General features: G+C 45.9%; 14 protein-coding genes. 8 read left to right on the top strand and 6 right to left on the bottom strand.

Features of this window, described 5'->3' with window-relative positions:
* Positions 1 to 9: 9 nt before the first annotated feature.
* Together Q1A41_RS11855 and Q1A41_RS11860 are read right to left on the bottom strand one after the other, a co-directional pair.
* Entirely contained in the window at positions 10 to 888 is an 879-nt protein-coding gene (locus tag Q1A41_RS11855; protein WP_299979034.1) for an alpha/beta fold hydrolase, read from the bottom strand.
* A gap of 128 nt (positions 889 to 1,016) precedes the next feature.
* On the bottom strand, positions 1,017 to 2,195 hold the full coding sequence (locus tag Q1A41_RS11860; RefSeq protein ID WP_299773383.1) for an acetyl-CoA C-acyltransferase: 1,179 nt from the start codon (positions 2,193 to 2,195) through the stop codon (positions 1,017 to 1,019).
* A gap of 498 nt (positions 2,196 to 2,693) precedes the next feature.
* Between Q1A41_RS11860 and Q1A41_RS11865 the strand changes: the two genes are divergently transcribed.
* The 3 genes from Q1A41_RS11865 (at position 2,694) to glpK (ending at position 6,922) form a co-directional block, all read left to right on the top strand.
* Positions 2,694 to 3,290 (top strand): LemA family protein, encoded by a 597-nt coding sequence (locus Q1A41_RS11865; RefSeq protein WP_299979037.1) that lies wholly within the window; start codon positions 2,694 to 2,696, stop codon positions 3,288 to 3,290.
* Between the two features lie 91 nt (positions 3,291 to 3,381).
* Positions 3,382 to 5,367, top strand: a complete 1,986-nt coding sequence (locus Q1A41_RS11870) for a M48 family metallopeptidase (RefSeq protein WP_299979040.1) — start codon at positions 3,382 to 3,384, stop codon at positions 5,365 to 5,367.
* Between the two features lie 73 nt (positions 5,368 to 5,440).
* The gene (glpK, locus tag Q1A41_RS11875; protein WP_299979043.1) at positions 5,441 to 6,922 is read left to right on the top strand and encodes a glycerol kinase GlpK; all 1,482 of its coding nucleotides are present in this window, start codon (positions 5,441 to 5,443) and stop codon (positions 6,920 to 6,922) included.
* Positions 6,923 to 6,950: 28 nt separating this feature from the next.
* Here the strand turns inward: glpK and Q1A41_RS11880 are convergent, their stop codons facing one another.
* The gene (locus Q1A41_RS11880; protein ID WP_299979059.1) at positions 6,951 to 7,982 is read right to left on the bottom strand and encodes a pyridoxamine 5'-phosphate oxidase family protein; all 1,032 of its coding nucleotides are present in this window, start codon (positions 7,980 to 7,982) and stop codon (positions 6,951 to 6,953) included.
* A 147-nt stretch (positions 7,983 to 8,129) separates the two neighbouring features.
* Here Q1A41_RS11880 and Q1A41_RS11885 point away from each other — a divergent pair, with 147 nt between their 5' ends.
* On the top strand, positions 8,130 to 9,149 hold the full coding sequence (locus Q1A41_RS11885) for an AraC family transcriptional regulator ligand-binding domain-containing protein (RefSeq protein WP_299979062.1): 1,020 nt from the start codon (positions 8,130 to 8,132) through the stop codon (positions 9,147 to 9,149).
* 104 nt (positions 9,150 to 9,253) lie between these two features.
* Here Q1A41_RS11885 and Q1A41_RS11890 read toward each other — a convergent pair whose 3' ends face one another.
* Entirely contained in the window at positions 9,254 to 9,871 is a 618-nt protein-coding gene (locus Q1A41_RS11890; RefSeq protein WP_299773395.1) for a Yip1 family protein, read from the bottom strand.
* A gap of 284 nt (positions 9,872 to 10,155) precedes the next feature.
* Here Q1A41_RS11890 and cysK point away from each other — a divergent pair, with 284 nt between their 5' ends.
* From cysK to Q1A41_RS11910, 4 genes are all read left to right on the top strand, one after another.
* Positions 10,156 to 11,124: a cysteine synthase A gene (cysK, locus tag Q1A41_RS11895; protein WP_299979064.1), complete on the top strand. Its 969-nt coding sequence runs from the start codon at positions 10,156 to 10,158 to the stop codon at positions 11,122 to 11,124.
* Between the two features lie 272 nt (positions 11,125 to 11,396).
* Positions 11,397 to 12,674: a diguanylate cyclase gene (locus tag Q1A41_RS11900; RefSeq protein WP_299979066.1), complete on the top strand. Its 1,278-nt coding sequence runs from the start codon at positions 11,397 to 11,399 to the stop codon at positions 12,672 to 12,674.
* Between the two features lie 177 nt (positions 12,675 to 12,851).
* Positions 12,852 to 13,175 carry a hypothetical protein gene (locus tag Q1A41_RS11905; protein WP_299979068.1) on the top strand — a complete coding sequence of 108 codons (324 nt, stop codon included), beginning with the start codon at positions 12,852 to 12,854 and terminating at the stop codon, positions 13,173 to 13,175.
* 60 nt (positions 13,176 to 13,235) lie between these two features.
* Positions 13,236 to 13,922: a YafY family protein gene (locus Q1A41_RS11910; protein ID WP_299979070.1), complete on the top strand. Its 687-nt coding sequence runs from the start codon at positions 13,236 to 13,238 to the stop codon at positions 13,920 to 13,922.
* On the opposite strand, the gene Q1A41_RS11915 is transcribed toward Q1A41_RS11910, so the two are convergent.
* Together Q1A41_RS11915 and Q1A41_RS11920 are read right to left on the bottom strand one after the other, a co-directional pair.
* Positions 13,909 to 17,115 (bottom strand): sensor histidine kinase, encoded by a 3,207-nt coding sequence (locus Q1A41_RS11915; RefSeq protein ID WP_299979072.1) that lies wholly within the window; start codon positions 17,113 to 17,115, stop codon positions 13,909 to 13,911. The genes Q1A41_RS11910 and Q1A41_RS11915 overlap by 14 nt on opposite strands.
* Before the next feature lie 152 nt (positions 17,116 to 17,267).
* Positions 17,268 to 19,694, bottom strand: coding sequence for a TonB-dependent receptor (locus Q1A41_RS11920; protein WP_299979074.1), 2,427 nt, complete (start codon positions 19,692 to 19,694; stop codon positions 17,268 to 17,270).
* Positions 19,695 to 19,803 lie beyond the last annotated feature (109 nt).

A 19,803-nucleotide genomic window follows, 5' to 3' on the forward strand; every position in this document is an offset into this window, starting at 1 on the left:
ACAACACATTCATGTTTTGCTGTTAGCATCTAACCAGCTCAAAATCTTAGGCCACAAGGCATCTCGACTTTGCTTTTGAAACAAGCCATTGTGGCCGAGCCTTTTAAGGCCATGGGCCTCTGGCTTTAACATATCAACAGTACTATTACTGTTGCTGAAAAAATCTACCAGGTAACGAATATTATTTTCTGGCGCCAATTCATCATCGCTGAAACCTATGCTCCATAATGGGCACTCTATTGCCTCATAGCCACTACGCTCTAAGCCGTAAGCGGCGCTTAGTAAATAATCTTCACCTCGCATCCACTGTGCCCAGCGGGCGATACAGCGGCTTGGTATACGTATATTGCCAAGCCCTAAAGCGGCTATCGGAAAAGGCTCATTCAGCCGTGCCAAAACAGGAACCAGGACAAAGCTCAACAACCATATTTTAAAACGCGCTGTCCCCTGCCAGCGTTTCCAATAAGGTGCGGATGCCGCCACCAATGTGATCGAGCTCAGCTTCGTCGCTGAAGGTGCTAAGCCAAGCAGCTGACCACCAATACTGTGACCAATAAAATGTACCGGTCGTCCGCTCGCTAAGGCTTCTTGTATAACAGCCTCAATATCCAAAATACCCCAATGCTCAGTGCTAACATTGGCGCTTAGCGATTCGCTTTGCTCACCGGTTCCACGATAATCAAAGCTCAAACATTCATAGCCATGCTCACAAAGATATTCGGCAAAGCGTCGATAAAAATTATGGGACACCCCCAGCGCACTGCCGATTATTACCACTGCTTTCGCAGCGTCAGAACCCCTTGACGGATAGTGACGATAAGCTAACGGGTAGCCATCATTACAGTGCAAAATCTTGCCAACATATAGTGAAGTGCTTTGCTCGGCCATTGTGTTTATCTCTTTTGTTGGTTTTGCTTTGATTTTGTTTTTTGTTTTTTGTTTTTTGTTGCGACAAATTTCAGCCACAAAAAAGGCGACACATTTGTCGCCTTTTTTTATCGCCTTGCAATCTACTCTTACAAACGCTCAATCGCAATCGCAGTTGCTTCACCACCACCGATACACAAGCTGGCAACGCCTTTGCTCTTACCGTAGGTTTCCAAAGCTGCCAATAGCGTAACTACGATACGAGCACCCGAAGTACCTAATGGGTGACCCAGTGCTGTAGCACCACCGTGAACATTCACTTTGCCGTGATCCAAGTCCAGCTCTTTCATGGCCGCCATGGCAACAACCGCAAAGGCTTCGTTAATTTCAAACAAATCAACATCGTCTTTCGACCAGCCGGCTTTTTCTAGCAACTTCTTCATGGCGCCAACAGGAGCCGTGGTGAACCACTCTGGCTCATGGGCATTTTGAGTGTGCGCGCGAATAGCGGCTAGTGGCTTTAAGCCACGCTTTTCGGCTTCTGATTGACGCATAAGAACCAAAGCAGCTGCACCATCAGAAATAGAGCTGGCATTTGCCGCGGTTACGGTGCCGTCTTTTGCGAAAGCTGGGCGCAGAGTTGGGATCTTCTCTGGCTTGGCATTACCTGGCTGTTCATCGATCTCAACAACACTTTCGCTGCGACGAGTTTTCACAGTAACCGGGGTAATCTCACGGCTAAACTTACCTTCGGCAATCGCGGCATTAGCGCGACGCAAAGATTCGATCGCGTAAGCGTCTTGTTCTTCACGACTGAAGGTGTATTTACCCGCACAGGCTTCAGCGAATTCACCCATCAAGTTACCCTGATAAGCATCACGCAAACCATCAAGGAACATATGATCCTTAACTTCGCCATCACCTAAGCGATAACCAGAACGTGCCTGGGGCAGAATATATGGCGCATTACTCATGCTTTCCATACCACCGGCTACCACGATATCGGCATCACCTAATGCGATTGCATCGTGGGCCATCATTAGGGTTTTCATACCCGAACCACATACCTTGTTAACGGTAGTACACGGCACGTGATTAGGAACACCAGCACCTAAAGAGGCTTGACGCGCAGGCGCCTGGCCCAAACCGGCGGGTAGTACACAGCCCATTAATACTTCACTAACATCGCCCGCTTCAACTTTAGCGTCTGCTAAAGCACCGGCAATGGCTTTGGCACCTAGTTCTGGAGCACTCATAGCGCTGAGAGAACCCTGCATGCCACCCATTGGGGTGCGTGACATACCTACAATTACAACTGGATCTGACATTATTGACTCCAACTCTGTTAAGCATTGCCCTGAGTATCTATGTTTCAGGCAATGTCGATGCATCCTAGGTGCAGGCTATGATTTCTGATTGTTAATGCCGGCTACCTAGGCTGACAGAATGGCCGCATAAGGGCCCCTAATCCGTACTAGGGTTGGCAAGGCAGCTACGTTTTCTCAAAAAAGACTAATACGAAGCTCGCCAAACCTGCTTTACGTTAACGTAAAGGAGCTGGGATTATAGCGAAGCCTTGGCTCGTGCACTACCGCCCAAGAGGACATCTAGGCCAACAAAACACCCATAATGGCTAATATTCAGTCAAATTCAGTAGTAATAAAGCTGTAATTTCACCTACCTAGAGAGCAGTGCTAGACTCTAGCCCAAAGCACTGCCTTTGGCCTAAATTGCCCCCTTATACGACTTAGCTCGTCTAATAAGCATACGGCAAGCCCATAGGCGCCATAAGATTTACTAGCCATTTATTTATAAAGGGACCCAATATGGATATCTCAACCATCATCTTTTTAGTTGTTATTGCCGGCCTAATTTTTTATGTAATTGGCATCTATAACAATCTTGTCAGCTATAAGAATCGCTATGAAAACGGCTTTTCTCAGATTGAGGTTCAACTCAAGCGCCGCTATGACCTAATCCCTAACCTAGTGGAAACCGCCAAGGCTTATATGAAGCACGAAAGCGAAACCCTAGAAGCGGTCATCAAAGCCCGTAACGAAGCCATGGGTGGCTTGCAAGCGGCATCGGCCAACCCAGGTGATCTTGCTGCCATGGGTAACCTAGCAGGTGCCGAAGGCGCACTAAGTGGCGCACTGGGCAAATTAAGCGTCGTGATGGAAGCCTACCCAGACCTAAAAGCTAACGAAAACATGATGCAGGTTTCTGAAGAGTTAACCAGCACCGAAAACAAAGTAGCCTTTGCTCGCCAAGCCTTTAACGATGCAGTAACCACTTACAATACCTACAAGCAAACTTTTCCACCGGTATTGTTGGCGGCCACTTTTGGCCACGGCCCAGATGCCAGCTTATTAGAATTTGAAGACAGTGCTGAAATTCAAGCAGCTCCGAAGGTTTCTTTTTAAGGATTTCTTTCTAAGCACTTCTTTTTTCTAGGCCGCTATCGCGGCCTAAACTTAGCCCCTCTTTCTTTCACCAGAGAAAAGCAAACGAGCAATGAACTTTTTTGAACATCAAGATCGCGCCCGTCGCAACACCAAAAAGCTGGTGTTTTTACTGCTATTGGCCGTATTCAGCCTAATAGCCATTACCATAGTGATGGTGCTATTTCTGCTCAACTACGGTCATTTACAAGGTGAAGAAAGCATAGTTCAACATATGCTAAATACCGCCGATGTCGAGCTAATGATTAGCATTGCACTTGGCGTCCTAGCGGTAGTGAGCTTAGGTAGCCTTTATAAGCTGAGCCAATTAAGTTCCGGCGGCAAGGTAGTCGCCGAAGCAATGGGTGGGCGCTTACTTAACATTCAAACTCGCGATGCGGATGAACGCCGAATCCTCAACGTGGTGGAAGAAATGGCGCTCGCCGGTGGCACCGCTGTACCACCGGTTTATCTAATTGAAGATAACAGCATCAATGCCTTCGCCGCTGGCTATAAAGGGCAAGATGCGGTTATTGGTATTACTCGCGGCTGCATAAAATTATTAAACCGTGAAGAGCTACAAGGCGTAATCGCCCACGAGTTCAGCCATATTTTACACGGTGATATGCGTTTAAATATTCGCCTAGTCGGTATACTGCATGGCATTTTATTGCTTGGCATTGCAGGCTACTATCTTATGCGCAGCGCCGCCTTTAGCGGTGGCGATCGACGCAATAACGGCATGCCTTTGTTAGCCCTTGGCTTGGGCTTAATGGTCATTGGCTACTCGGGTACTTTTTTCGGCAATTTAATTAAATCAGCGGTTAGCCGCCAACGTGAATACCTCGCTGATTCCTCTGCAGTGCAGTACACCCGTAACCCTTTTGGTATTTCGGGCGCGCTGAAAAAAATTGCCGCACATAGCCAGGGCTCTATGCTTCAGAATGAACACGCACCTGAGTTTAGCCATATGTTTTTTGGCCAGGGCGTAAAGATGGCCTTTGGCAGCATGATGGCGACTCACCCACCACTGGAAGAGCGCATCCGCCGTATTGAGCCCAATTGGGATGGCAGCTTACCCACGTTAAATTACGGCTATAGTAGCCAGCAAGAAGACACAGCCAGCAGTGAGCGCGAAGATAAGCGCAAGGCCATGCTTGGCGCCGCCGTAGCAGTTGGCGCGGTGATTAACGAACAAGGACGCCCAAGCGCTCAGGCTGCTCAAAGTAAAGCGCAAGACAATAGCATTCAACAAGCCAGCGCCATGGATTGCATCGGCGTACTTTCAGAAGAACATGTAGAAGCGGCACAAACTACGTTAGCGGAAATTCCAGATTCTATTCGCGAAGCGGCCCATGAGCCTTTTTCGGCGCGCGCTTTGGTTTACGGTTTATTGTTAGATGCCAATGAGCAGGTACAAGCAACCCAATTAAAGCAGCTAAAAGAAAAAGCTCATCCGGCAAGCTTTAAAGCCTTAGAGAAAATTCTAGCGGAATTACCAAGACTCGATCGTAAATTACACCTGCCTATTCTTGATCTGTGTTTACCTGCACTCAAGCAGCAATCGCCTCAACAATATCAAATCTTTAAGCGCAATATGATTATTTTGATTCGCGCCGATAAGCATGTGGATATTTTTGAGTGGGCCCTGTATCGCATTGTTTGCCATGGCTTAGAGCCCCAGCGCGATATTTTAAGCCGCTATAAACTCAAGCAAACTCAGGCCGCCGGCCAATTACTATTAAGCGTTATGGCACGCGCTGGCCATGAAGATGAAAACGAAGCGCTGCGCGCCTATGCTGCTGCCGCTAAAGAGCTGGATATTGCAGCCGTTGGACTATTGCCTGAAAGCCAGATTAACCTACAAATGCTGGATAAAGCGCTTGAGCAGTTAAATCTTTTGCGCCCACTGGATAAACCACGCCTATTAAAGGCCATGGCCGCCAGTATTAATCATGACGGCGAAGTCACCGCCACCGAGGCAGAACTGTTCCGAGCCATTGCTGACAGTTTAGATTGCCCAATTCCGCCACTCTTACACGGCCAGAAACTGGTTTAAGGCTATTAACTAGGGGCGCTAAGCAAGGGCCGCAGTAAAGGCTAGCAGCAAAAACAATAATAAGGATCAGCGTGTGAAGAACTATATTTTATCGATAGACCAAGGCACGACATCGTCTCGTGCCATTGTCTTTAGCAGCCAGGGCGAAGCTATCGCCACCGGTCAAGAAGAGTTCACCCAGCACTACCCCAATAATGGCTGGGTGGAGCACAATGCCGATGATATTTGGCAAAGCACCTTACGTAGCTGCCATGCAGCCATTCTAAATGCGGGCATCAGCAGCGATGAGATTTTAGGTATCGGCATTACCAATCAACGCGAGACAACGATTATTTGGGATCGCGCTACTGGCGAGCCTATTGCCAATGCCATCGTCTGGCAAGATCGCCGCACTAGTGATTATTGCCAGCAGCTTCGCAGCCAAGGCCATGAGCAAAGCATCCAAGAAAAAACCGGCTTATTGCTAGATCCTTATTTCTCGGCCAGTAAAATTCGCTGGCTGCTAGACAGTATTCCTGGTGCACGTGCTAAAGCCGAAGCCGGCGAGCTAGCCTTTGGTACCGTCGATAGCTTTTTATTGTGGAAGCTCAGTAATGGCCAAGAGCATGCCACCGATGCGACTAATGCCTCACGCACCATGCTGTTTAATATTCACCAACAATGCTGGGATGAAGAGCTGTTAAAGCTGTTTGATATCCCCCCTAGCCTGTTACCCGAAGTAAAAGATTGCGCCGCCAATTATGGCCACAGCGCCAGCGAACTGTTCGGGCAAGCGCTACCGATATTGGGCATTGCTGGCGACCAACAAGCCGCCTTAATTGGCCAAGCTTGTTTTAAAGCTGGCATGGCAAAAAGCACCTACGGCACCGGCTGCTTTTTCATGCTCAATACTGGCGAGCAAGCTTTAAATTCCAGTAACCGCCTTTTGACCACCGTCGCCTACCGCTTACAAGGCAAAACCCATTACGCTTTGGAAGGCAGCATTTTTATTGCCGGTGCGGCCATTCAGTGGCTACGTGATGGCTTGCATTTGATTAGCGATGCCGCCGAAACCGAGGCACTGGCCAAGCAAACCGACAGCGATCACGGCGTATATTTAGTGCCCGCTTTTACCGGCCTAGGTGCGCCCTACTGGGACCCAGAAGCACGCGGTGCCTTATTTGGCTTGACCCGCGACACTGGCATTAAAGAGCTGGTAACCGCCGGCTTAGAATCGGTGTGCTACCAAACCAAAGATTTACAAAAAGCCATGGAAGCCGATGGCCAAAGGCCGGTTAATATTCGCGTCGATGGTGGCATGACCAAAAATAATTGGGTGCTGCAAAAGCTGGCAGATATCTTGGGCGCAACCATCGATCGCCCAAGCTGTGTTGAAACCACTGCCTTAGGTGCTGCCTACCTTGTCGCCCTGCAAGCTGGTGTTTTAGAATCTACCGAAAACATCGCTAACTTATGGCAATTGGATAAGCGCTTTGAAGCCCAGCAGAGCAAACATGAGCGCGACCGCCGCTATCAAGGCTGGCAAGATGCCGTAAGCCGCGTTCGCAGCCAGTAATTTCTTACATCAATTCAAAAGTGCGCTCTCAATATAGAGAGCGCATATCTTTTTTGATCACCCCCGCCACAACAACTTCCGTCAGCTTAGCTTTTAAACCAGTACCACTGATATGTTCATTAAAGGCTTTTGCAAAACTTCGTAGCTGTGGTTTAGGAATGCCCTCGCGGTATAATTTTGCTTTTAGCGCTTCGAGGTCTGCACTATAAACCCATTCAAATGTACAGTATCTGAGCAGTAAACCAAGCTTCGCGGGCTTAGAATTCACACTGCTGTTTTGCAACAAGCTAGGTGCTGTAGAAATTTCAGCGGCTGCACTAACCCTCAGCAAGCGATCGCTACCTGGAATGATAATCAGCAGCTGGATATAGGGGTTACTTAATACATTACGCAAACTGACCGCCACCTTATTGCCCGGCCGCTCGGGTATAAACAAGGTACTATCATCCAAACGTTGAATAAAACCGGGCTTATCACCACGAGGCGACAACTCAAGCTTAGCTTGGGCGCAAGATGTTTTTAAAAGCGCATAACTGGCGCGATCTAAGCATTCACCCATCGAAAGCTCCTGCCTTTTCTTTACAGAAACTGGGTCAACCGTCGCTAGCTGCGGCCAAAGCTCGGCCCTTACCGCCGCCCTTGCGCAATGTAAATAGAGATAATCGACATCCAACACATAGCGGCCACCGTGTCTATGGGCATCCCCATTGATGCGTAAGCCATGGCCCATACCAGCGATTAAAAAATAAAGGCTCAACCGTAGTGGCTCACCACAAAGCCCATAACTTTCATCTACACTAATCGCTATTTGCTTATTGCTCAGCAGCTCAAGTTTATTGGCTGCGATAATATTGATCCCGTTATCACCACCCCCAAGAATATTGTCATCCTGCGAAATATATTTGGGCGAATAAGCCAGCACCAACAAACTGCTGTGCTCAATAATTTCTAAGCTCACGGCATCCAACTCGGTTTTTATTCGCTTATCCATCACAGATGGATAGTTTGGAATAATTTTTCTAAGCTGGGTTTCGCTATTTATGACATATTGTTCAAACACGAGCTACCTCCACAAACAGACATTGTTAACACTAATGTTTTGCTTATCGCAGATTAAACCCCGAGCCCTCAAGCCGCTATTGCGATTGGTTGCAGGACAGTGGCATTTGGTGTCACCATTACTGTTCAAGCTTTATGATGAATATTTATGACCTCAGCCAAACATGATCCAAGCCCCTGCATCACAGCATCAGCCATTGCTGTGATTGATTTGGCCAATCAGTTAATACAGCGAGCAAGCCTAAAACCAGAGCAGTTAAGCGAGCTTGGGTCAGACTTTATGGCGGTATATAAACAGTGGCAGCAGCAAGAGAATATTCAAGAAAAGCGCCTAGACGAGCGCATAATCAAACAGCTATGGCAATGGGCCGAGCAAAATAGCGAGCAGGCCAATCTTGGCCTTGCTATTGGTAGTAAGGTTAACCCAGCGGCTAAAGGCATTCTTGCTAATTGGCTGGCCCAGTGTGAAAACCTGGCCGATGCCTTCGAGGTTTTTAGTCAGCATATTTATTTACTCAACCCCAACGAACTGTGGCAAAAAGAAAACACCAAATATGGCATTAAACTTAGCTGCAAGTTTTTAGATACCGGCTACCCCTCAATAGCCATCGACCGAAGCCTTGCCGCGATGATGGCTTGGGGCAGCTATTACACAGGCTCAGCGTTGAAGTTACAAAAGCTCACCCTGCAACGGCCAAAACCTACAAGCCAATCCAGCTGCGATGCTTATCTCCGCTTATTTGGGCCCAATATCGTTTTTTCCCAAACTGAAAACGCACTGTATCTTGATGAATCCACTTTTCAGCAGAAGATCCACAGCGCCAATCCTTATCTTAAAACACTGATTGCTAAGCAGGCCGAACAGCTGGCCATCACAAAAACCGAGCACAGCTGGAAACAAGCACTGCAAATATTATTGCAAGGGGATCTTCAAGAGCTCAGTCATATCGAGCGAGTCTGCCAAAAACTGCAACTAAGTCGCTCTTCCCTTTATCGCCGTTTAAAAGAAGAATCTTGCAGTTTTAGTGAGTTACTAGAAGAAGAACGTATAAATCGCCTTAAGCAATTAAGCCAAACTGAACTTAGCCCAAGCGATATTAGCGCCCTACTGGGTTTTAGCGATATCACTTCTTACTATCGTTTTAGGCGAAAACATGTACTGAAGTAACGCCAGGTCGGCGCAATAAGAAGCCAAAGACTTGCGCCAAAAACCTTGTAGGCACAAAAAAGGGCGGTGTTAGCCGCCCTCTAAATAACCATTTATCACTGAAATCAGTCAGCGTATACCGGGCCTACACCCATACTCCACAAGATTACCGAGCCAACACGTACCATTACCAGCATCACCAAGCCCACTGTGACCACCGAGGAGGCGTACATAAAGGCACGATCCTTATCGATATTCATCAAGATCGGGATACCTTCATAGACTAGGTAAACCGCATAGGCGCCTGCCAGAATGTGAACCACCGAGTAGATCACCGGATCAGGGTATAAGCCCACGATGCCCGCTAAAAATACCGGGGTGGTAATGTAAACCGCTAGAGCGGTGCCTTCGTAGTGACGGCGATCAGCATCATCTGATACACCATAGGTTTTCGACATCCAATTAATAAACTCGCCCAACACTAGAACCCCAGCGAGCATAGCGACGTAGGTTAGAACACATAACCAGAGGGCGCTCTCGGTGGTAAGCTTAACGGCACTCCCATCACCGATGCTCCAACCAACCTGAGTGACACCATAAAACATGGATACACATGGAATAAGTGCCAAAATAGGCACGTGACTGAGAAATACCTGTGCAAATGAGTGACGTTCATTACGAATGGCTTTCCATTCGCTATCCGGGTGAAGCAGAATACCAAGAGTATGTTCCAAGATGGCCATACAGCACTCCTTAATGTTTCTATTATTCTTGTAGGGCTCGATTAAGAGTATTAAAGACTTCTGGCTCAGACACAAATAGGGAATTGAAATTAAAAACCCCCCCAATATTATCTTTAATTATTATGGGAATAGATTGCATGAATGCGCTATGGTTAATTAATGGGGGTTTTCGCTTGCACCCCACCATGAAATTGGATTGAATAAAACTATAGAAATTAACCGTTAAGTTTGAGTGCTTCTACTCTACAGAAGTCAAAAACTTGGGTCTAGCAAAGGGCATAACCATGCAAGATATCTTCAGCGATAACTCCAAAACCATCGGCAATACCCCCTTGGTTCGCTTAAATCGCATTACTGATAAAGAAGTGTACGTAAAACTCGAATCTCGTAACCCAGCCGCTTCTGTTAAGTGCCGTATAGGCTCCAGCATGATCTGGGCGGCCGAAGAAGCCGGTATTTTAAAGCCCAATACCATGGTGGTAGAACCAACCAGCGGTAATACTGGTATTGCGCTGGCCTTTGTTTGCGCAGCGAGAGGCTATTCTCTAACGCTTACCATGCCAGATACTATGAGCCTAGAGCGCCGCAAGCTCATCAAAGCCCTGGGCGCCAATCTTGTGCTTACCCCAGGTGCTGAAGGTATGAAAGGTGCTATCGCCAAGGCCGAAGAGATCTGCCGGAACGATCCAGACAACACCTGGATGCCCCAGCAGTTTGAAAACCCAGCCAACCCCTTAATCCATGAGAAGACCACCGGCCCTGAGATCTGGAAAGATACCTACGGCAAAGTGGATATTCTCTGTGCTGGCGTAGGTACTGGTGGCACCATCAGCGGCATTAGTCGCTACATCAAAAAGACAGCGGGCAAAGCCATTACCACTGTCGCCGTTGAACCTGAAAGCTCACCGGTGATTAGCCAAACCATGGCGGGCCAAGATCCAACCCCTTCCCCCCATAAAATTCAGGGAATCGGAGCGGGCTTTATTCCTGGTAATTTGGATATCTCTTTAATTGATGAAGTGGAAACCGTTAGCAATGAAGAAGCTATGGCTAACGCCCATCGACTGATGAAAGAAGAAGGGATATTGGCGGGCATTTCTTGTGGTGCGGCATTGACTGCGGCCCTTCGCCAAGCCGAAAAACCAGAAAATATCGGCAAAGTTATTGTGGCTATTTTGCCTGATTCTGGAGAACGTTATTTATCCAGCCCGCTGTTTGATGGCGAGTTTGCCGAACAAGAATTAGAACAGTAATTTTTTGGCGCCCGAGTCCATGCTTGGGCGCTGTTTGCCTCATCTATAGTAGCCCCTGCCTTATTTAGACCTCACATAAAAAAGGGGCATTCTCTTCGCAATTCTGGCTACGCAATTATTTCTCTTCAACTATACTGAAAACATCATTTAGCGCTATAGAAATCGTTAACTAGGCCGACTAAATTGTTAACGCATTATTGCGTGATCAACCAACGGAAGGTGGTCACTTGGGGTTTAATTAGCAAGGAAGGGTGTAGCAGCAGAGAATAACAATGAAGAAAATTCTAATTATCGAAGATAGCCACACCGTTATGAAAGTGTTGCGCTACTTCGTCAATTTAGAATCCGATTTTATTGGCCTTTATGCGAAAAGTTATAGCGAGGCCAAAGATATTGTCGAGCGTGAGGGCGATCAAATTTTCGCTGCATTAGTAGACCTGCACCTACCCGATGCTGAAGACGGTGAGGTAGTTGACTACACACTCGAAAACAAAATTCCCACTATAGTGCTAACCTCCAGCTTTGATGAAGAACGAAGAAAACACCTATTTAGTAAGGGTATTATCGACTATGTTACTAAAGAAGGGCGTTTCTCCTACCGCTATGCCATTGGTTTATTAAACCGCATTTGGCGAAATCAACAAGTTAAAGTTCTGGTAGCAGAAGATTCATCAACTTCTCGCCGCTACATCAGCGACTTACTAAAACTCTATTTATTTGAAGTCTATACTGCGGTCGATGGCCAAGATGCTATCGATATTTTAATGCAGCAGACCGACATAAAAATGTTAATCACCGATTATCATATGCCCAATATGGATGGCGTGCAGCTGGTCCGCAATCTACGCAATAAGTATGAGAAGTCCGATTTGGTCATTATTGGCTTATCGGGTGAAGGTGAAGAAGCCCTATCGGCTAAATTTATTAAAAACGGCGCGAACGATTTCTTGCATAAGCCTTTTAATCGTGAAGAGTTTCAGTGCCGAGTCATGCACAATATCGAAGCCATGGAGCACTTAGAGCAAGCCCGCAATATTGCCAACCGCGACTTCCTGACTGGTGCCTATAACCGACGTTACTTTTTTACCAATGCCAGTTGCGTACACAAGCAAGCTAAGGCCGAAAATACCCCCCTTGCCGTTGCTGTATTAGACATTGATTTTTTCAAAAAAATTAACGACAGCTACGGCCATGATGTGGGCGATGGTGTTTTAAAATTTTTCTCTAAAGCGCTTAATGAAGCCCTTGAACGTTTTATTGTAGCCCGCGCCGGTGGCGAAGAATTTTTCGTGTTAATGCCTGGCTTAAACAACCAACAAGCTTGCACCTTGATGGATAAAGTACGGGAAATTATTTCCCATAGCCCTATCGAAATTGACAACAATACCCTCACCATCAGCTTCAGTACGGGCATCTCCAATATCTATATGGATAGCATCGATGCCCAGCTAAAAGTGGCCGATGAAGCGCTTTATAAAGCCAAAGAATCGGGGCGTAACTGCGTGATAGGCGACAGTATCGAGCAACAAGCTATAGCTGCAGACGGTTAGCCGCCGCCCTACTGCGCAGATGCATTCCATCCGAGCTTCTGCGCGCGTCACCTAACGGCATTCACCAACACCTTTTAAGCACTGTGACCGCTACTGACAGAGCTTGTCAGCACCCCCAGCTTATTATCCCCACTCGGGCGCAGCCCATTGTTCTACCCTCAAAAAACTGGAGATAACATGCAAAATTCTGTGATTGAATTAGTGACCTTTCGTTGCAAAGAAGGTGTTGGCGCCGATGCCATGAGCAGCACCGCCAATGCCATGGAGGCTTTTTTACACGCCCAGGCAGGTTTTATTTATCGCTCCTTAAGCTGCGATGAAGACGGGCTTTGGCACGATATTGTGTATTGGCAAAACCTTGAAGCAGCCCAACAAGCCGGTGAAAACTTTATGCAAAATGCACTCTGCCAAGATATGATGGCCCATATTGATACTGATACGGTGCGCGTGCGCCATATGCAGGCCTGTAGTGAAATTATGTCACTAGCCGAATCCGCTTAAGCATGCTTGGCTACGCGCCCCTAGCAATAATAATCAGGCCCGCTAACACTGCCCTAAGCCATGAATAAAGCCGAACGCCTGCTAAAACTACTGACCATACTACAAAGCCGAAGACGCGCCATTACGGCCGCCTCTTTGGCTGACAAGCTGAATGTGTCAGAGCGCACGATTTATCGCGATATACAGGCGCTCGAACTCTCAGGCGTGCCCATTAGCGGTGAAGCCGGAGTTGGCTATATGTTACAGGCGGGCAGTACATTGGCACCGCTTATGTTTAATGAATCAGAGCTAGAAGCCCTAATACTGGGTGTGCGCATGGTGCAGGCCTGGGGTGATAAAGGGCTGGCAGAATCGGCCGACCAAGCACTGGATAAAATCAAGGCCATTTTGCCCGATCGCCAGCACTACTTGCACAGCATAGCTGAAGAAACCCTGATCGTACCGGACTTTGAGCACGGTAATAGCACCCAATACAGCCAAGAACTGCGCCAAGCCATCAAGCAACGCGAGAAGCTGACGATTCATTATCAAGATGAAAAACAAGCCGCCAGTAAACGCATTATTTGGCCCTTGGGCTTAGTGTATTGGGGTAAGGTATGGACGCTAGTAAGCTGGTGCGAGCTACGCGACGATTACCGCAGCTTTCGTATCGACAGAATACAAAAACTGGCCGGCGCCAATGCGCATTTTGAAGCGTCTGATGAAATCAGTTTAAAGAATTATTTATCACGCTTTAAGGAGCATTAGACTCAAAACTATACGGTACTTTCGGAATTGTTACGGTAACGCTTGTACCACCATTTGCAAGAATCTCGCAGCTAACTTCACCTTTTAAGACATTGCTTACTCGGTTTAGCAATATATGTAGGCCCAAGCCCAAATTGGAAGGGTTTATAGATGTAAATGGATCAAATACTGTTTTAATAAACTCACGGCTCATCCCTTGACCATCATCTATAACCTTTAAAATCAGAACTCCTTCCCCTTCGCCACCCTCTGGCAAAAGCTCGATACTAACTTTTATAACACCACAAGAGCCGATTTCATAAGCATGCATAATCGAATTATTAAGCAACTCTAAAACCACCTCTATTAATAATTCAGGGAAACTACTAACAACTAAGTTTTTATCGACTTCAACAGATATATCAATATCTTTTCCAACATGGTTTTTGATTACTAAGCCACAAGCGTCATTTAACACCGAATACACGTTGAACTCACGACGCTTCCACTCATCATCAGCGTGCGATATTTTCTTGAAGCTGCCTACGAGTGCAGCCAAGCGATCCAAATTTCCGAAGACCATATCTCCGCTTGAATTAAATCTCTTTAGCCTTGAGCTAACTTCCACATCCTCTATTTTTTCCATTCCGAAGGCTTTGAACAGCTCCATAGCTGCATCTCGGCTTGTCGAAAAAGCCATTTTTATAACGCCCAATGGAGTATTAATCTCATGCGCAACCCCACTAACCAGGCGGCCAAGAGCGGCCTGCTTTTCAACCAGAACCAATTTGCTTTGAGTTGAGCGCAAATCCTCCATTGATTTAGCAAGATCTTCTGTTCTCTCACCGACAAGAAACTCCAACTCTGCTTTTTTATTACGGTAGTAACTCAATCGCCACAGGTAAAATGAGTAAAAACACAGTAAAACAGCAATAATGGCAAAAACCCTAAACTGCCATGTTTGATACCATTCCGGCAGAACCGTTATTGCTAAAGCCAACTCATTATCTGACCATATACCGTAGCGATTAGTCGATTGAAGGCGAAAGCTATAATCACCTGGCGATAAACTCGTGTAGCTGGCGTATCGGCGAGTAGAATCCACTTCAGTCCAATTTGATGAATATCCATCAAGCAGATAGCGATAACGTATTTTGTCCGCTGTTATCAGATCCAGTGCCGCAAAATCAATTGTAAAATCATGCTCACCGGATTCGAGAACCAAATTTTTATGGATACGATCACTGGCTTTACCATTAATGCTTCCGCCTTGTATTCTTAAAGGCGGAGGCTCCAAATCCCACATTTCGAACTCGGAGAATTTAAAGAGTGTAAGACCTCGAGCATAGGCGGATATAGCCAAGCCCTGCTGTGAATAAATAACGTTTTTAAAATCACCAGCTTCAGGGATGTGCCCATCGGCCTCCATAAGTGGGTAAATAGCTTTCTCTCCGGCCATCCTATATCCGCCACCGCCCCAAGTGTTACCCATATCATCTTCATAAAGAATAGCTGGGTTCTGAGCCCCTTCGTAAACCTTCTGAAGATACAATGTGTCATCTTCAAACCGTTCCATCTCATACAGCTCGTCGCCGGTATAGAAAAAAACACTTCCGGCTTCAGTTGAATAAACCACCTCAAATTCTGGCGAGTAATTCTCTTTATCTCCACTCACCACAACATCGATTTTGTGAGCCTTATACTCGTCTTTCGACAAACTATAAACATCACCAAAATCCACTAATACAGATAAGTTGTCAGTTAGTCTTGTCCCACTTAAGATTAAACGGTCTGTATCAGTGTGAACTTCCTTGAGTTGGCAGTTTCCGTCTGCGATTAAATGAAAACGAAAAACACCCTCCATAGAAAATAGCAGGACATCACCATCCACTACCTCTTGGATAATTGGCAGGCCGAAGTTCATCGACTCTCCAGATGTTAAGCACTCAGTCTTGCCCCAAGCTGCTTTACCATCCGCATTCGCCAATACTGACTTCACATCTTTTCTGAATACCCAGACACCAGATTTTTTTGTGACCATCCATATAGATCCGTCTTTACTTTTATAGATCGATTCGATGGCGCTACTGGGTAAACTGGGCTCTGACGATGTCGATAAGTTTCCTATATACCCATTGTTATGATCATAGACATCGATTCCAAGGCTTCGACTTGCAACCCAGAGCTCACCATCGTCTGTTTCCAAAACAGAGCTGATATCAGTTTTTGCAATAGGTATGGATTTCGCAGGGCTATATAATATTGAGCGGGAGTATTTTCTTGAGGGCGAGACAACCCAAAGGGACGATTGCCAACCCGCTATCCATACAAGCCCCATATCATCTACATATATTTCAGAAAAATCGTCGCCACCAAGTGCCTTTGGCCTATACAGGTCGGCACGGTACTCTCGTTTATAATCGCCACTGGCAAAATCCAGAACAACCACTCCGCGAGCACCAGAGGCCAGCCACACTTCATCATCAACAAATTTCAGATCCTGAACCCATCCGTAGTCTCCAAGATGCTTGGCAGAGCCATCAGTATTAAGCAGATAAGCTCCCGCACTCATTGTGGGAATCCATACTCGCCCCTGTTGATCCACTTCAAGATCTGGGATATACAATTTGCTAAGATCTACCTGATTGCTTGTTTTTATTCTAGTAGCTTTATGGGTTTTAATATTAAAGCTTAGAAGCCCGCCAGATGTGCCTAAGATAAGATTACCCTGCTGATCGAACTTAACAGCAAGTACGGCGGTATTGATAAAATCTTTCGAGATTGGAAACTGTCTAAATTGATCAGTTTTAAAGTCTAGATAAATTAATCCTTCATTATTGGCGATCCAAAGCCCTGCATCACCATCAAGAAGCATGCCCCAGACGCGGCCATCCGGCATGCTAGATTGGTTTTTAGGGTCGTGACTATACTGTTTAAAAACCCTATTTTCTTCGTCAATTCTAAATATACCCTGAGATAAAGTACCCACCCAGAGGATATTATCCTCGCCTTTGACTATAGAAATAGCATTGTAATTTTTAAATTCGTTTCCCTGGCTGTCTTTGAAATCCAGTGGTTTATAGTCGTAGCCATCGTAGTAATAAATACCAATCGACGTGGTAAACCATATACGACCACTATCCGACTTCACCATTTGCAGAATGGATACTTCTTTATCGCCCGTATCGATTTTTATAAAGCTAGGTTCAGCCAAGTCAAACAGACTCCCAGTGGTTTCTGAGGACAAGGCTGAATAAGATATTGAGATTGCGACTAGAAAGAACGCCAACTTGTACAAGCTAAAGCTTATTACACTATGCTTCTCAACCATCGACTTTGAACTTCCAGTTTCAAATGTATTTTAATTTAAAAGTTGTACTTCAAGCTAAGCCCATAAGTTCTAGGATCATCAATGCTGGCAACAGGGGCATTAATAGTATTAATGCCTAAACCACCTATGTTCGTCACCCGTTTATTATCGCTAAGGTTTCGCCCCCAAATCGAAATCTCTAATACTCTTGAATCGTCAAACCAGCTTAGCTGCGCATTGAGGCTCTCTCTGTCTTCACCATAAGCGGGCACAGCGGAGAACTCTTCCAAGAAATCAGGTGTTCCCCTTAGTGTATCGGCATTAAAGGTATAATCCAAATGTACCCTAACATCCCCTATACCGCTATTAGGATACCAATCAAGTTGAACCGTATAATTATCAGCAAATGAGAAGTTTTGTTTCACTTCCTGAGACTCTATAAGCTCTGCTAAAGCATTATAATAATCATCAAACTGACTGCTGTTGCGGGCATAAAAGGTCGATAGGCCAAACTTAAGGTTTTGTGTAATTAACCAATCTAGTTGAAGCTCTATACCTTTATTATGGGTATCTCCATTGATGATGTAGTATATGACACCTGCATCTTGTGGCCGTTGCCCAAGAATAGTTCGCTGACTACCATCAACCTGCAAATCATAAAAGCTCAGTTGAACCCTAAGATTACCGTCAAAGTAATCACCCTTTACCCCCAACTCTAAATTCTTAACATCTTCCGGAGCGATAGGCAGCTGCGCGGTAGCAACTTCTAGAGAATCATAGCCACCCGATTTATAACCCGTTGAGTAGCTGCCATATACTATAGACTCTTCTGTTATTCTGTAGTTTGCTAGAATCCTACCGGTTAGTTTTGACCACTTCTTAGAAGCCTGCGTAAGATCAACTTGCCCGAAGAACAAGTTGTACAATTGTAAATCTGGATTGTCTTGCGCATAATCACTTAAAGGGATATACCAGCTGAAGCTTTTCTTGTCTTCGCTATATCGTAAACCAAAAGCCACATTAAGCTTTTCACTAAGTTGATAATCAATGTCGGCGTACACGCCGTAATTTTTAAAATCACCTTTATTAAATATGCTTTCGGTGTACAGATCTCCTGAAGTGGCTGGCGCAAAGAAGTGTGGCGGAATGTTGGGATCTATGGCGTTTCTTAAAACATCAATGACAAAGCTGTAGCTTTCTTGAGATTGATCTAACGGCGTCCCGCCTGTGAATTCCGAAGAAAACGCCGACCAAAATTCGGGGTCCCATAGATCTTCACCGCCCAAATTAAGAATGGCTGGGCCAGCCTGAAAACTCATAAATGCATCTGTGCTTAGAGTGACTGGGATTATCTGCTGGATATCCTCTTGGCTATAATTAAGCCCTGCAACCAAGGTAAATTGGTCGGCATTATAATTAAGCTGAATCTCACTGTAGAAAATATCTGAATCTTCGATATTATCGGTATCAATATAGCGTGATATATCTGCCGTTCCATCATCATCAAGCCTATTTGCCGTCTCAAACTCTCGGTAGCTACTTAAAAACTTAAGAGCGGCGGCTTCACTAATGGCGTATTCATACTTGATGCCAAATGCCTGCATATCCCGCTTTTCACCACCATTTCGCACATCATTATTAACTGGGCCTACAAACGGGTTAGTATTATTTGCAAAGGGGCCAATCCCTATACTTTGAGGGGCCGATTGATCGATTTTATCCCAGTCATAACTCATACTCAGGCGATGTCCATCGGCCACTTCCCATAGCAAAGCAGCCCTTGCAGCAGAATTATCTTGCCCACCTGGATCCCCACCTTCTCCGATATTATTTAGAACCCCATCGCGCTGATTGCTGAGCGCATTGACACGTAGGTATACCCCATCGCTTAGCGTGACATTCGCCATTGCTTCTAAGCGGCGAAGATTGAGATTCCCTAAACGTGCCGTAACAAAACCATAGTTTCCGGCATCTGGAGCATTGGGAATTATGTTCACAACACCAGCTGCAGCGTTACGACCAAATAAAGTACCTTGGGGCCCCTTAAGAACCTCTATACGCTCAATATCCGAGAAGGAGATCGTAGTAGCAGCCCTTGGAATATAAGAACCGTCAAAAAAGGTAGCGACAGAAGGATCCCCTCCTGTACTAATATTGGTTCCTTTGATGCCTCTTATAGAAACCTCGGTCTGAGTTAGCTCCTTCTCGCTTACCTCTAAACCTGGGATGTAGCGGTGTATATCGACAATAGATCTTGCACCCACATTGGCAATATCATCCGCTGAAAACGTATTAATAGTGATTGGCACATCCAAACTATTTTGAGGCCGTTTTTGTGCGGTGACGACGACCTCTTCTAGCACCAATCCATCCTTGCCCTGAGCAAGCAGCAAACCGCTTCGTAAGCTAGCGGCCAAGATAAACAATAAGCCAATTTTGATAAGCAGTGAATTTGTAATATATCTAGCGCTGTCTGCAGCCATACTCTATATCACCTGTTTTAATTGTCTGATCCATATTATTTTCTGATTTCTCTATTTTCAGCTTAGACAATAGAAAAAAAACTGCCGGAAGATTTTTAATATATGAATG

The organism is uncultured Pseudoteredinibacter sp., assembly GCF_947502065.1.
Lineage (GTDB): Bacteria > Pseudomonadota > Gammaproteobacteria > Pseudomonadales > Cellvibrionaceae > Pseudoteredinibacter.